This is a genomic window from Nocardiopsis sp. NPDC058631 (assembly GCF_042716955.1).
Classification (GTDB): domain Bacteria; phylum Actinomycetota; class Actinomycetes; order Streptosporangiales; family Streptosporangiaceae; genus Nocardiopsis.
The window spans coordinates 15,828-28,782 of record NZ_JBHXQY010000016.1 but is presented as its reverse complement, the minus strand read 5'-3'; the positions used below and the strand labels follow the sequence as shown (position 1 = coordinate 28,782).

10 protein-coding genes are annotated in these 12,955 nt (G+C 73.8%); 9 read left to right on the top strand and 1 reads right to left on the bottom strand.

All coding sequences use genetic code 11. From position 1 onward, the window contains the following. Positions 1–130 precede the first annotated feature (130 nt). The 9 genes from ACFWTE_RS08200 to ACFWTE_RS08160 all read left to right on the top strand — a co-directional run bounded on the left by ACFWTE_RS08200 (position 131) and on the right by ACFWTE_RS08160 (position 11,503). Positions 131–1,612 (top strand): ABC transporter substrate-binding protein, encoded by a 1,482-nt coding sequence (locus tag ACFWTE_RS08200; protein ID WP_378778614.1) that lies wholly within the window; start codon positions 131–133, stop codon positions 1,610–1,612. Next, positions 1,612–3,459 carry an ABC transporter permease subunit gene (locus tag ACFWTE_RS08195; protein WP_378778613.1) on the top strand — a complete coding sequence of 616 codons (1,848 nt, stop codon included), beginning with the start codon at positions 1,612–1,614 and terminating at the stop codon, positions 3,457–3,459. The genes ACFWTE_RS08200 and ACFWTE_RS08195 overlap by 1 nt, the downstream gene beginning before the upstream one ends. Continuing rightward, positions 3,456–4,511 (top strand): ABC transporter ATP-binding protein, encoded by a 1,056-nt coding sequence (locus ACFWTE_RS08190; RefSeq protein ID WP_378778612.1) that lies wholly within the window; start codon positions 3,456–3,458, stop codon positions 4,509–4,511. Before ACFWTE_RS08195 ends, ACFWTE_RS08190 begins: the two co-directional genes overlap by 4 nt. 64 nt (positions 4,512–4,575) lie before the next feature. After that, complete coding sequence (locus tag ACFWTE_RS08185; RefSeq protein WP_378778611.1) at positions 4,576–5,400, top strand: ATP-binding cassette domain-containing protein; 825 nt, start codon at positions 4,576–4,578, stop codon at positions 5,398–5,400. Continuing rightward, on the top strand, positions 5,397–6,701 hold the full coding sequence (locus tag ACFWTE_RS08180) for an MFS transporter (protein WP_378778610.1): 1,305 nt from the start codon (positions 5,397–5,399) through the stop codon (positions 6,699–6,701). The genes ACFWTE_RS08185 and ACFWTE_RS08180 overlap by 4 nt, the downstream gene beginning before the upstream one ends. 854 nt (positions 6,702–7,555) lie before the next feature. Continuing rightward, a complete protein-coding gene (locus ACFWTE_RS08175) occupies positions 7,556–8,590 on the top strand; it encodes an iron-siderophore ABC transporter substrate-binding protein (RefSeq protein ID WP_378778609.1) in 1,035 nt (344 codons plus the stop codon). A 2-nt stretch (positions 8,591–8,592) separates the two neighbouring features. Then, entirely contained in the window at positions 8,593–9,630 is a 1,038-nt protein-coding gene (locus tag ACFWTE_RS08170; protein ID WP_378778608.1) for a FecCD family ABC transporter permease, read from the top strand. After that, the gene (locus ACFWTE_RS08165; protein WP_378778607.1) at positions 9,627–10,679 is read left to right on the top strand and encodes a FecCD family ABC transporter permease; all 1,053 of its coding nucleotides are present in this window, start codon (positions 9,627–9,629) and stop codon (positions 10,677–10,679) included. Before ACFWTE_RS08170 ends, ACFWTE_RS08165 begins: the two co-directional genes overlap by 4 nt. Next, entirely contained in the window at positions 10,676–11,503 is an 828-nt protein-coding gene (locus tag ACFWTE_RS08160) for an ABC transporter ATP-binding protein (protein WP_378778606.1), read from the top strand. Before ACFWTE_RS08165 ends, ACFWTE_RS08160 begins: the two co-directional genes overlap by 4 nt. A 139-nt stretch (positions 11,504–11,642) precedes the next feature. Here the strand turns inward: ACFWTE_RS08160 and ACFWTE_RS08155 are convergent, their stop codons facing one another. Continuing rightward, positions 11,643–12,842: an AI-2E family transporter gene (locus tag ACFWTE_RS08155; protein ID WP_378778665.1), complete on the bottom strand. Its 1,200-nt coding sequence runs from the start codon at positions 12,840–12,842 to the stop codon at positions 11,643–11,645. Positions 12,843–12,955: the final 113 nt, after the last annotated feature.

The following is a 12,955-nucleotide window of genomic DNA, read 5'->3' as shown; positions in this document are numbered from 1 at the left end:
CGGGTGGAGGTGTCACGGTTCGGGGTGGAGTGGTGGACAATAATGAAAACGGTTGTCATATGCTGTTTTGGCCGGTCGCGGTGTGCCCGCGCGGCGGCCGTGCCGTCCCTCGAACCCAGGAAGAACCCCCGTGCACCTCCACAAGACCCCGTCCGGCGCCTGTCTGGCCGTGGCCGCGTCCCTCATGGCCACCGGCTGCTTCCCCGCCGGAGACGACACCGCCGACGACGGACGGATCTCGGTGGCCATGATGCAGCCGCCCCGCTCGGCCCTGTCGCCCCTGACCGACGACGCCTTCAAGCTCTCCCGGTGGAGCACCGCCGAGACCCTCGTCACCCTCGACGAGGTCGGCGACCCGCAACCGGGCCTCGCCACCGAGTGGTCCCGCGTCGACCCGACCACCTGGTCGTTCACCATCCGCGACGGGGTGGACTTCCACGACGGCACGGAGCTGACCGCCGCCGTCGCCGCCCACGGGCTCGCGTACGCCGCGCAGGCCTCGCCCAAGCCGCGCATCCTCGACGGCGTGGAGATCGAGGTGGCCGCGGAGGGCGACACCCTCACCGTCACCACCGCCGAGGAGGACCCGCTCGTCCCGCAGCGGCTGTCCTCGCCGCAGCTGTCGATCCTCGCCGAGAGCGCCTACGAGGGCGGCTCGGTGGACCCCGTCGGCACCGGCTCCGGACCCTTCGAACTGGTCGAGGTCACCGGCACCACCTCCGCACGCCTGGACCGCTTCGAGGGCTACTGGGGCGAACCCGCCCTGGCCACCGGCATCGACGTGGACTTCGTGCCCGACGGGACCGCCCGCGCCGCCGCCCTGCGCACCGGCGAAGCCGACATCGTCGAGTCCGTGCCCACGTCCCAGGCCTCGCTCCTGGAGGAGGACACCCTCACCGAGGTGCCGATGCCGCGCACCAACACCCTCTACCTCAACACGCAGGACGGGCCGTTCACCGACCCCGGCCTGCGCGCCGCCGTCCGCGACGCCATCGACCGCGAGTCCCTGGTCCAGGGCGTCTACGAGGGCCGCGCCGACGTGGCCGAGGGGCTCCTCGGTCCCGCGCTGCCCTGGGCCTCCGAGCGGCCCGAACGCACCGGGGCCACCGGGGCGGGGGACCCGGACGGCGCCGACATCACCCTGGCCACCTTCACCGACCGCGCCGAACTGCCCGAGGTCGCCACCGTCCTCGAACAGCAGCTGGAGGATGCCGGGTTCGAGGTGGAGCAGGTGGTGCGCGAGTACGCCAACATCGAGGAGGACGCCCTCAGCGGCGAGTTCGACGCGTTCATCCTCTCCCGGGCGACCGTCCTCGACTCCGGGGACCCCGCCGCGTACATGACCAGCGACTTCTCCTGCGAGGGCTCCTTCAACATCGCCCAGCTGTGCGACGAGCAGGTGGACGCGGCGCTGGAGGAGGCCGAGCTCGCGCCGGCGGGCGAGGAGCGGCGCACCGCGATCCTGGAGGCCGAGGCCGCCGTCCTGGCCACCGACGCCGCCATCCCCATGCTGCACGAGCGCGTCATCCAGGGCGACGCGGCCGGTGTCGTGGACTCGGCCAAGGACCCGCGCGAGCGCCTGCTCGTCACCTCGCTCACCCGGCTGGACTGATGGGCGCCACACCCCGGGACCGGTCCGTTCCCCGGCGCCGCCGTCCGGCCCGCCCCGCCTCGGCCCTCGGCCTCCTGGCCTCCCGGCTGGCGGCCTTCGCCGTCATCACGGCCGTGGTCGGCCTGCTGCCCTGGCTGTCCGGCCGAGACCCGGCGCTGTCCCTGCTGCGGGCCCGCTCCGCCGAACAGGAGCCGACGGAGGAGGCGCTGGACGCCATCCGCGAGGACCTGGGGCTCTCCGACGGCCCGCTGGAGATGTTCGGCCGCTGGTTCGGCGGGGTGCTCCGCGGCGACCTCGGCACCTCCTGGGTCTCCGACGCCCCCGTCCTGCCCGCGGTCGTGTCGGCGACGGGCGTCTCCCTCATGGTCATGGCCGCCGCTCTCGCGGTGGCCATGGTGCTGGCGGCCGCCCTGTGCGCGCCCGCGCTGGTGCGCGGGGCGCGCGGCACCCTGCGCCCCGGGGGGTCGGGCAGCGGTGCGGTCGCCGCGATGTGCACGGCCCTGCCCGAGTTCCTGGTCGCCGTCCTGCTCATGGTGGTGCTGTCGGTGTGGCTGGGATGGCTGCCGCCCTACGGCTGGCAGGGGCCGGTGCACCTGGTCCTTCCGGCCCTGGCGCTGGGCGTTCCGGCGGGAGGGCTGCTGGGGCGGCTGGTCGACGACGCACTGCCCGCGGTGTTCGCCGAACGCTGGGTCGGGCTGTGGGCGGCCTCGGGGTGCTCCCCGGCCCTGATCGCCGCGGCCGCGCTGCGCCGTGCCACCCCCGCGCTCATCCCGCAGTTCGGCATGGTGGCGGTCGGCCTCACCGGCGGTGCGGTCGCCGTGGAGACAATCTTCGCCGTCCCCGGGATCGGCCGCACCGCCCTGGGCGCGGCCCAGGCCCAGGACCTGCCCATGCTCCAGGGCGCCGTCCTCGGGCTGGTGCTCCTGGGTACCGCCGCGGGACTCCTCGCCCAGGCCGCGCGCCTGCGGATGCTGGGCCCCGGCCTGCGCGACGCGGCCCTGTCCCTGTCGCCCCCGCCCACGGTCCCGGCCGGTGCGGTGCGCCGGGCGGTGCCCGCCGCGTGCGCCGCGCTGCTCCTGACGGTGTGCGTGTGGGGCCTGACCCGCGACGCGATGACCGTCGACGTGGCCGACCGCCTCGCCGACCCCTCGTGGGCGCACCCGCTGGGAACCGACGCCGTCGGCCGCGACGTGCTGGCCCGGCTCGGCCACGGCGCCGTGGCCACCGTGGGCACCGCGGCGCTCGTGTGCCTGGTCAGCCTGCTGGTGGCGTTGCTGGTCGGGTTCCGCCCCGTGCTGGCGGCGGGCGCCGCCGACATGGCCAACGCCCTGCCGCCGGTGATCGCCGGGATCCTGGTGGCCGCCGTCATGGGCCCCGGCCCCCTCGGGGCCTCGGTGGCCGTCGCCCTGGTGTCCTGGCCTCCGCTCGCCGCGCACGCGGCCTCGCTCGTCCAGGAGACGCGCGCCGCCGCCTACCTGAACGCCCAGAGGGCCCTGGGCGCCGGCCCCCGGTGGATCCTGGTGCGGCACGTCCTGCCCGCGGTCCTCGGCCCGGTGGGCAGGAACGCGGTGCTCAGGCTCCCGGGCATCGCCCTGGCCCTGGCCTCACTGGGGTTCCTCGGACTGGGCGCCCAGCCGCCGTCCGCCGAGTGGGGGCTGAGCCTGTCCGAGTCCCTGCCCTACGTGGAGCGCGCACCCCTGGCCGCGCTCGCCCCGGGCGCGATGCTCCTGCTGCTCGCGGCGTTCGCGGTCTCCCTGTCCACCCTGCCCCCGGCAAGGCGCACCTCCCGGCGGCGCCGGGCAGCCGCCCCCGCCGGGGCCCGAACCTGGGAAGGAACCGGAAGATGAACGACGGCGCCCCCCACGACGGCCCGCCCCGGGGCGCTCCCGACGGAGCGGCCCTGCTCAGCGTCCGTGACCTGCGGGTCACCCTGCGCGAGCGCGGCCGCGGTACCGTCCCCGCCGTCCGCGGCCTGTCCTTCGACGTGCACCCCGGTGAGGTGGTCGCCCTCGTCGGGGAGTCGGGCGCCGGGAAGTCCCTGACGGCCCGCGCCGTCCTGGGACTGGCGCCCTACGGCGCGGCCGTCACCGGCAGCGTCCTCCTGGGCGGGCGGGAACTGGTGGGCGCACCCCCCGCGGTCCTGCGCTCCCTGCGGGGACGGCGGATGTCCCTGGTCCCGCAGGACGCGCTCACCGTGCTCAGCCCCGTCCACACCGTGGGCGGGCAGCTCGTGCGCGCCCTGCGCTCCGGGCGGAGGATGAGCCGGGCCCGGGCGTGGCTGCGGGCGGTGGAGGCCCTGGACCGGGTCGGTATCCCCGACGCCGCACGGCGCGCGCACGCCTACCCGCACGAGTTCTCCGGCGGCATGCGACAGCGCGCGGTCATCGCCATGGCCACGGTCAACCGGCCCGACGTCGTGTTCGCCGACGAGCCGACCACCGCACTCGACCCCGTCATGCAGGCACGGGTCCTGGAGCTGCTGTGCGGGCTGCGCGAGGAGACCGGGACGGCGGTCGTCCTGGTCACCCACGACCTGGGGGTGGTCGGGGGCCACGCGGACCGGGTGGTGGTCGTCTACGCGGGACGGCACGTCGAGTCGGGCCCGGTGGACCGGGTCCTCACCGACCCCCGGGCCCCCTACACCGCAGGGCTGCTCGCCGCGCTCCCGCCCCGGGACGCGGCGGACCGCAGGCTCCCCGCCATCGCGGGGGCGCCCCCGTCCCCGGCGTCGCTGCCGGGAGGCTGTGCCTTCGCGCCCAGGTGCCCCCTCGCCCAGGAGCGCTGCCGCGCCGACGAGCCCGCGCCGGTCCTTGCGGGGGAACCGGGAAGACACGTCTCGTGCCACCGCTGGCAGGACCTCCCCGACCCCGCGAGCTCCCTGTTCACGGCCGCCCCGTGACGCCCCGGCACGGCGGGCGCCCGCGGGGCGCCCGCCTCCCGCACACCCGACGAGGAAGGACGACATGACCCACTCCGCCCCGCCGCTGCTGGCGGTCCGCGACCTGGTGGTGCGCTACCCGGGCCGCACACGACGCTCCGCGCCCGTGACGGCCGTCGACGGGGTGTCCTTCGACATCCGCGCCGGGGAGACGCTCGCCCTGGTCGGGGAGTCGGGGTGCGGCAAGTCCAGCACGGCCTCCGCCGTGATCGGCCTGCGCCGCCCCGACGCCGGGTCGGTGCGCTTCGAGGGAAGCGAGCTGACCACGATGGACGCGGCGCGTCTGCGCGTCCTGCGACCCGCGTTCCAACCGGTCTTCCAGGATCCCTACGGTTCGCTCAGCCCCCGACTGAGCGTGCGCGACGCCGTCGCCGAGCCCCTGCGCATCCACGGGCGCTGGGACCGCGCGACGGGCCCCGACCGCGTGGCGGCCCTGCTGGACACGGTGGGGCTGGACGCCTCCCACGGCGACAGGCTGCCGCACGAGCTGTCCGGCGGGCAGTGCCAGCGCGTCGGGATCGCCCGCGCGCTGGCCTGCGAGCCTCGGCTGCTGGTTCTGGACGAGCCGGTGTCGGCCCTGGACTCCTCGGTGCGCGCCGGTGTGCTCAACCTGCTCACCGGGCTCCAGGACGACCTGGGACTGGGATACCTCTTCATCTCCCACGACCTCGCACTCGTCGGGCACGTCGCCCACCGCGTCGCGGTCATGCGTGAGGGACGGGTCGTGGAGACCGGCCCCGCCCGCCAGGTCTGCTCGCGGCCGGCCGACCCGTACACGCGCGAGCTGGTGGCGGCGGTTCCGGCGGCCGTCGGCGCCTCCCGCGCACCCACGTCCCCGACCGCGTCATGACCTTCGCCGGTGACACCAGGGGGAGGACCGTCCGCCCCGACCGTCGGGAGCGCCCGGGGCCGCGGTCCGGGCTCACGGCGCAGGCCCTGCGCGACCTGCGGGGCCTCTCTCCCCTGACGCTGCTGCTGATCGGCTCGCAGTTCGCGTTCAACGTCGGGTTCTTCGCGGTCCTGCCCTACCTCGCCGACCACCTCGGCGGAGGGCTGGGCCTCGCCGGGTGGCTGGTCGGCCTCGTGCTGGGCCTGCGGACCTTCAGCCAACAGGGCCTGTTCGTCGTGGGCGGCACGCTCACCGACCGGTTCGGGGCCAGACCGGTCGTGCTGGTGGGCTGCGCGCTGCGCATCGCCGGGTTCTGCTGGCTCGGTTTCGCCGAGGGCACCGCCCCGGTGATCGTGTCGGTGCTGCTCATCGGGTTCGCCGCCGCGCTGTTCTCCCCTGCGGTCGAGACGGAGGTCGTGCGCCAGGCCGTGCGGCACGAACGGACGGCCGGTACGCACCGCACGCGCGTGCTCGCGCTGTTCTCCGTCGCGGGACAGGCGGGGACGCTCGTCGGCCCGCTCCTGGGCGCTCTGCTCCTGCTCGGCGGATTCCGGACCGCCTGCCTGGTCGGGGCGGCGGTCTTCGCGCTCGTGCTGGCCGGCCACCTGCGGCTCATGCCCCGGGCAGCGCCGGACTCCGCGCCCGGCGCGGATCCGGGCGGGGGGCACCCCCGGCTGCGCGAGGGGGTGCGGCTGCTGCTGGGCGACCGCCGGTTCCTGGGACTGTGCCTGGCCTACAGCGGCTACCTGCTGGCCTACAACCAGCTCTACCTGGCGCTGCCGGGGGAGGTGGAGCGGGCGACCGGCTCCCAGGCGGCGCTGGGCTGGCTGCTGGCGTGGGCGTCGGTGCTCTACATCGCCGTGCAGTTCCCCGTGCTGTCCTGGGCCGCGGCCCGGCTGACACGTCGCGCGACGCTGGTGTGGGGGCTGCTGCTGATCTCTCTGGGCTTCGCCTCCGCCGCCGCACTGACGCCGGTCGGCGCCCTGGGCGGGCTCCTGCCCTCCCTGGCGTTCGTCACCGCGCTCACCCTGGGGCAGGTCCTGATCGTGCCGACGGTCCGCGCCTGGCTCCCCGACCTCGTCGACGACGCCCGCCTGGGTCTGTTCACGGGCGCGCTGTCCTCGCTGTCCGGTCTGGTGGTGCTCCTGGGCAGCGTGCCCGCCGGGGCGGTCCTCGACGTCGGCGGGCCGGCTCCCTGGCTCCTCCTGGCGGCGGTGCCGCTCGCCGCGGCGGCCCTGGTCCCGCGCGGGGTCCGCCCCTGACCCCGCGGTGCGGCCCCGGGAGGCTGCCGGGCCCGACTCCCTGACCGAACGGTTGCGTGGGGCCAACGGCGTGGCGCTCGTCGGCCGCGACCGTGCCCTGCTCTCGGACGTGGCCACGACGATGCCCGACCTCGCCCCGAGTCGCGACGGCAGGCTCCGAGCCCACGGCGGGGGCTTCGCCGGGTCCTGGGAGGGGAGGCGGGTTGAACACGCCCGCCTGACCCAGGATCTGTCCGAGGCGCAGAACCGGCTCGTCAGCGGTTGGCGCCCGGGCAAAGGCCCTGGCAAGCACCAGCGGGCGACCCGGGCCCCAGGCCCGGTGCGTGCCGTCCACCGACGGCGCGAGGACCTGCGGGAGCACGCGGTCACCGTGCCCCCGCTCCCGCTGCGGTTTCGCGTGCCCGAGCTGCGCACGCGCCCCGGGACGACCCTGGTCGGCGCCGGGGGGTCCACCGTGGAGGGGTACCTGGAGCAACCGGTCACGGTCCTCGACGTGCTTGTTGCTGGACGAGCCGACGAACCACCTCTCGATCGCCCTCGTGGAGGAGCTCACCGAGGGGCTCGGCTCCACCGGTGCGGCTGTGGTGATCGCCACTCATGACAGGCAGCTCCGGCGGGACGCGGCCTCCTGGGAGCAGCTCGTGCCGGGTCCCGCCGCGTCCGCGCCCCGGGCGGTGCCCGGACGCCCGCGGAGGCGGTCTTCACGCCGAGCGGCACCTTCCCCCGGAAGCTTCTCTCGGAGCCCCGCGAGGCACGCAGAGGAGGTTTATATGCCTACCTCCGTTTTGGGATGATTTAGGGTCTGCTAATTTAGGCGAGCCTACCCTCATTCCTCCAAGAGTGGATGTATTCTGATGCGCTCCCACCGGTTCACGGCCCTGACGGCTGCCGCAGCCACGGTCCTCACCCTCGCCGCCTGCGGCGCTCAGCCGGAAGAAGAGGAAGCCGCCGCCGAAGGCGGATCCGGTGAGTACCCCATCGTGATCGAGCACGCGCTGGGCACCACGACCATCGAGTCGCAGCCGGAACGGGTCGCCGCGGTGAACTGGGCCAACCACGAGGTGCCGCTGGCGCTCGGCGTCGTGCCCGTCGGCATGGCAGAGGCCAACTTCGGCGACGACAACGACGACGGCATCCTGCCCTGGGTCGACGAGAAGCTCGACGAACTCGGCGGCGAGCCCCCGGTGCTGTTCGACGAGAACGACGGCATCGACTTCGAGGCCGTCGCCGACACGCAGCCCGACGTCATCCTCGCCTCCTACTCCGGGCTCACCCAGGAGGACTACGACACCCTGAGCGACATCGCCCCCGTCGTCGCCTACCCCGAGGGCCCGTGGGCCACGTCGTGGCGCGACATCATCCGGCTCAACAGCCAGGCCATCGGCCTGGCCGACGAGGGTGACGAGCTGATCGCCGAGCTCGAACAGGAGATCTCCGACGTCGTCGCCGAGTACCCGCAGCTCGAAGGCAAGTCGGCCATGTTCATGACGCACGTCGACCCGACCGACGTCAGCGAGGTCGGCTTCTACACCACCCACGACACCAGGACCCTCTTCTTCGAGGACCTGGGCCTGGAGACCCCCGGAAGCATCGCGGAACTCTCCGCCGACACCGACCAGTTCTCCCTCACCCAGAGCACCGAGCAGATCGACGCCTTCGACGACGTCGACATCATCACGGGCTACGGCGACGACACCGGCGAGCTCCTGGAGATCCTCCAGAGCGACCCGCTGCTCTCGAAGATGCCCGCCGTCGAGCGCGACTCGGTGTTCCTCCTGCCCGGCAGCTCACCCCTGGCCACCGCCGCGAACCCGACCCCGCTGTCGATCTCGTGGGTGCTCGACGACTACGTCGCCGCGCTCGCCGAGGCCGCCGACAAGGTCCAGTGACGATGGTCCACACCCGACCCGCACCGGAGGCCGACACCGCGCGGCGGCCGGTGCGGGCACGGTCGTTCTGGCTGCTCCTCTCCCTCCTGGTGCTCGTGGCGGCCATGCTGGCCTCCGTCGCCTGGGGCTCCCGCACCGTCGGGCTCGCGGACGTCCTCGCCGCACTGGGCGGTGCCGACCAGACGCTCGAACAGGCGGCCGTCACCAAGCGCGTCCCCCGCACCCTGCTCGCGGTGATCGTCGGCGCCGCCCTCGGGCTGGCGGGGGCGGTCATGCAGGGCGTGACCCGCAACCCGCTCGCCGACCCGGGGATCCTGGGTGTGAACACGGGCGCCTCGCTCGCCGTGGTCACGGGCATCGTCTTCTTCGGACTCGCCTCGCCGACCAGCTACATCTGGGTGGCGATCGCGGGGGCCGCGGCCTCGGCCGCGTTCGTGTACACCGTGGGTTCGCTCGGCAGGGGCGGGGCCACGCCCCTCAAGCTCGCTCTCGCGGGCGCCGCCACGTCGGCGGCCTTCTCCTCGCTCGTCACCGCCGTCATCATGCCGCGCAACGACATGGCCGGGGGGTTCCGGCAGTGGCAGATCGGGGGCGTCGGCGGTGCCTCCTTCGACAGCGTCACCCGCGTCCTGCCCTTCCTCGCCGTGGGACTCGTCCTGTGCCTGCTCTCGGCACGGTCCCTGAACTCCCTCGCCCTGGGCGACGACCTGGCGGCCGGGCTCGGCGAGCGCGTCGCCCTCGTGCGCGCGACCGCCGCACTCGGCGCGGTGCTGCTGTGCGGCGCGGCCACCGCGGTCGCCGGCCCCATCATGTTCGTCGGCCTGGTCGTACCCCACACGTGCCGTCTGCTGATCGGTGTGGACCACCGGTGGCTGCTGCCGTTCTCCGCCCTTCTCGGAGCGTCGCTGCTCACCGCCGCGGACGTCGTCGGCCGCGTCGTGGCGCGCCCCTCCGAGGTCGAGGTGGGCATCGTGACCGCGCTGATCGGCGCACCGGTCTTCATCTACATCGTCCGTCGGCAGAAGGTGCGTGCCCTGTGAGCGCGGAAACCGTCACCCGCCCCCTCGACGTGGAGGCCGTCACCCGCGGCCGGATCCGCCGGACGGCCAGGCGGGGCGTCGTCATCGCGGTGCTCGCGGTACTCATCATCGCCGTGTTCGCCACCAGCCTGATGGTGGGCAGGACCTTCTACCCGCCCGCCGACGTCATCGGCGTGATCCTCGGGGAGCAGGTTCCCGGCGCGTCGTTCACCGTCGGGACCCTGCGCCTGCCCAGGGCGGTGCTGGCGGTCGCGGTCGGTCTCTGCTTCGGTATCGGCGGTGTCACCTTCCAGACGATGCTGCGCAACCCCCTCGCGAGCCCCGACATCATCGGGATCAGCTCCGGGGCCGGCGCGGCGGCGGCCTTCGCGATCGTGATGCTCTCGCTGGGCAGGACCGGCGTGTCCGTCGTCGCGATCACCGCCGGGCTCGCCGTGGCCCTGCTCGTGTACGCCCTCGCGTTCAGGGGCGGGGTCGTCGGGACCCGCCTCATCCTCATCGGCATCGGTATCGCCGCGATGCTCGACAGCGTCACCGGCTATGTCCTCTCCCAGGCCGCCGAATGGGACCTCCAGGAGGCCATGCGGTGGCTGACCGGCAGCCTCAACGGCTCGACCTGGGCCGAGACCGTGCCGGTCCTCGTGGCCCTGGTCCTCCTGGCGCCCCTGCTCCTGAGCCAGTCACGCAACCTCTCGGTGATGCAGCTCGGCGACGACACCGCCTCGGCCCTCGGGGTGCGCGTCGAACCCACCCGCATCATCGTGATCGTCGCCGCTGTCGGCCTCATCGCCTTCGCCACCGCGGCGGCGGGACCGATCGCCTTCGTCGCGTTCCTCTCGGGGCCCATCGCCGCCCGTATCGTGGGGCCCGGTGGTTCGCTCCTGGTGCCGTCTGCGCTCGTCGGCGCCCTCCTGGTCCTGGTCGCCGACCTCTGCGGCCAGTTCGCCTTCGGGACGCGCTACCCGGTCGGCGTCGTCACCGGCGTGCTCGGCGCGCCCTACCTCATCTACCTGATCGTCCGCATCAACCGCGCCGGAGGCTCCCTGTGACCGCGACCCACTCACTGGAGGTCCAGGACCTCGCGCTCGGTTACGGAGACCGCCTGGTCATCGATTCCCTCGACCTCGTCGTGCCACCCGGAAGGATCACGGTGATCGTCGGCGCGAACGCCTGCGGGAAGTCGACCCTGTTGCGGTCGATGTCCCGGCTCCTCGCACCGAGGAAGGGCCGCGTGGTGCTCGACGGCAAGGAGGTGCACCGCATGCCGGCCAAGGAGCTGGCGCGCACGCTGGGCCTGCTGCCACAGGCGCCGATCGCCCCCGAGGGCATCACCGTCGCCGACCTCGTGGGGCGGGGACGCCATCCCCACCAGGGGATGTTCGCCCGCTGGAACAGGGAGGACGACACCGCGGTGGCGTCGGCCCTGGAGGCGACCCGGACCACCGACCTCGCCGACAGGTCGGTCGACGAGCTCTCCGGCGGGCAGCGTCAACGGGTGTGGATCGCCATGGCGCTCGCCCAGCAGACCGACCTGCTCCTGCTGGACGAACCGACGACGTTCCTCGACGTGAGCCACCAGGTCGAGGTGCTCGACCTGCTCACCGACCTCAACCGGGACCGCGGCACGACGATCGTCATGGTCCTGCACGACCTCAACCTCGCCGCCCGCTACGCGGACCAGCTGATCGCGCTCGCCGACGGGCGGCTGCACGCCGTGGGCGAGCCCGAGGAGGTGCTGACGGAGGACAGCGTGCGCGTGGTCTTCGGCCTGGAGAGCCGTGTCATCCCCGACCCGACCACGGGCAGGCCGCTCATGCTCCCGCTCGGACGCCACCACGTGAGGACGCCCTCGGGCGTTGCCGCCGAGCAGTGACGGGGCGCCGGGGCGCGCCCCCGCCCTCCGGCGGACCGGCGCCCTCACCGGGCTGTGGCTCGCCCCCGCCACCGACGGCTCACCCCGACCGGCCGGGAAGGACACCCCTTCGGACTCCACCGGGACCGGGTGCCCCCGGTCAGTCCGTGGGAGACGGGGCGGAACCGGGTGTGCCGTCGGCCCCCCGCGCGGCTCTGCCGCCCCCGTGGCCGGTTCCGGCGCCGTCGTCCGTCCGGGGTCCGTCGCCCTCCCCGTGGTCGGCGGCGGGCGCCGTATCGGCCTCGGCGGCAGCGGAGAGCAGGTGGTGTTCCTCCACCTCGTAGCGGCGGATGTAGGTGCTCAGGAACGCCTGGAGGCTCGCGCCCATCGGCAGTGCGAGCAGCGCGCCGGGCGCGCCCAGGATGGCGACGCCCGCCAGGACCGACCCGAAGGCCACCGCCGGGTGCATGTCCAGGGTCTTGGCGGTGATGCGCGGCTGGAGCAGGTAGTTCTCGAACTGCTGGTAGACGATCACGAACACGAGCACCCACACCGCGGGCCAGATACCCACCAGCAGTGCCACGAGCACGGGGACGGCACCGCCGATGTAGGTGCCGACCGTGGGGATGAACTGCGACAGCACTCCCACCCACAGCGCGAGCGCGAACGCGAAGGGGATGTCGAGCACGACCAGCACCGCGTAGTGCGCGCCCGAGCAGACCAGCGCCAGGAGCGCCCGCGAGTACAGGTAGCCGCCGGTCTTGTCGATCGCGATCTCCCAGGCCCGCAGCGTCTCGCGCTGCGTGCGCGGCGGCAGGACCGAGCAGATCACGCGGCGAAAGCGCGGCCCGTCGGCGCACAGGTAGAAGGTGAAGAGCGCGATCGCCAGGCCGTTGAAGAGCAGGGCCATGACGGTCGTCCCGGCGCCCCAGACGTTGTCCGCGATCGCGGAGGCGTACTGCTCGACGACCCCGCTGGCGCTGGAGATCTCGTTGAGCAGGGTCGTGGGCGAGTAGGAGGTGTCGAACGTCTGGTTGACCCAGTGCAGCGCGGCGCGGATCATCGCGGGCACCTCGGCGGCGAAGGCCAGGACCTGGCCGACCAGCATGGACCCGAGCAGGCTGAAGAACGCCACGGTCAGCGCCATCACCAGGAGCATCACCGCCCCGGTGGCGGGTCCGCGCGGCCAGCGGTACCGGTGGAGCCAGTTGACCGCGGGTTCCAGCGCGAGCGCGAGGAACAACGAGATCAGCAACAGCATGATGAGGTTCTGCAACCGCACGAAAAGCCACAGGACGATACCGAACGCCGTGACGATCCACATGGCCAGCATCATGGCCCGGGGGAGCCAGGGCGGCATGCCGCCACCGCGGTCGGGGCGCGGGGTCCTGGGAGGCATGGTGCTCGTGTGCAAGCCGCTCTTCCTTCTGTGTGCCGCGCTCGACGGAGTCCTCGCAGCGTTCTGGGGGTGTC

Coding starts and splice junctions, on each gene's coding strand:
- ACFWTE_RS08195 (WP_378778613.1), top strand. CDS start 1,612: ATGGGCGCCACACCCCGGGACCGGTCCGTTCCCCGGCGCCGCCGTCCG.
- ACFWTE_RS08190 (WP_378778612.1), top strand. CDS start 3,456: ATGAACGACGGCGCCCCCCACGACGGCCCGCCCCGGGGCGCTCCCGAC.
- ACFWTE_RS08185 (WP_378778611.1), top strand. CDS start 4,576: ATGACCCACTCCGCCCCGCCGCTGCTGGCGGTCCGCGACCTGGTGGTG.
- ACFWTE_RS08180 (WP_378778610.1), top strand. CDS start 5,397: ATGACCTTCGCCGGTGACACCAGGGGGAGGACCGTCCGCCCCGACCGT.
- ACFWTE_RS08175 (WP_378778609.1), top strand. CDS start 7,556: ATGCGCTCCCACCGGTTCACGGCCCTGACGGCTGCCGCAGCCACGGTC.
- ACFWTE_RS08170 (WP_378778608.1), top strand. CDS start 8,593: ATGGTCCACACCCGACCCGCACCGGAGGCCGACACCGCGCGGCGGCCG.
- ACFWTE_RS08155 (WP_378778665.1), bottom strand. CDS start 12,842: ATGCCGCCCTGGCTCCCCCGGGCCATGATGCTGGCCATGTGGATCGTC.